The sequence below is a fragment of the Heyndrickxia camelliae genome, assembly GCF_002844575.1.
GTDB lineage: Bacteria > Bacillota > Bacilli > Bacillales > Bacillaceae_C > Margalitia > Margalitia camelliae.
In genome coordinates this window covers 1-795 of record NZ_PIQO01000066.1, presented here as the reverse complement: position 1 = coordinate 795, position 795 = coordinate 1, and the positions used below count along the sequence as shown (strand labels likewise).

Here is a 795-nt window from a genome sequence, read left to right as displayed (position 1 = left end):
TTAACTGTTTTTTAATTGTCATTATCTCCCCTCCATTTATTTAATACCTAGCACTACAAAATTCTCTTTCTGTTCATAATCGGTCATATAAATGATTCGTTTTTCTAAAACTCTTCCAGTATACGTAGGCCCTTCTGGATCAATGAAGCATTCTTGAAGTATAAGTAAATCTCCAATTTCATAACCTCTATCATTTCTTCGTATTTCAAAATTTTTAAGACCTTTTGATACTGGTTCAAAATACTTTGGTAATATTTTTAACTTATGAGTTTTTGCCATCCTCTTCCCCTCCTACTAAACTATATACTCTTAACCTTAGATCTCGGACAGCCTTCATAATTTAATACGAATTGATAATGGTATGTCGCGCGTAATCTTCGAACTATGCACTAATTTAAAACTTTGCTTTGATCTTCAAAAATCCAATCAGTATCAATATTTTCGATTGGCGGCATTTCCCCCAAACGCTCAAATACTGTTTTTTTCATTTCTGAAAGCATCCCATCAAAATCAGTTTGCTTATCAATGATTCGTTTAATGGATTCGCCCACTTCATACAAAAACTTGATTGTATCTTCTTTGGTTTCTGTCCTAAGATGAATCATTAAATTGACAGGGATATTGAACAATTTCGCACCTGTTGTCACTTCGGAAATATTAAGTCGATTTCCTATCGGGATAGCACAGAACCGATATTCCCCGATTTTTATTTCATGCCCCATTACGGGTGCCCATTTTTCAAGTGCTAAATAAAACTGTTGTGCTTGTTCATTAACTGTAATATCCATCATTTTC

2 protein-coding genes are annotated in these 795 nt (G+C 33.7%); both read right to left on the bottom strand.

From position 1 onward, the window contains the following. Positions 1-36: 36 nt before the first annotated feature. A complete protein-coding gene (locus tag CWO92_RS24920; RefSeq protein WP_101356844.1) occupies positions 37-279 on the bottom strand; it encodes a DUF3850 domain-containing protein in 243 nt (80 codons plus the stop codon). A gap of 110 nt (positions 280-389) precedes the next feature. Then, positions 390-795 (bottom strand): hypothetical protein (locus CWO92_RS24915; protein WP_321207775.1); only part of this gene is annotated, 406 nt, incomplete at its 5' end.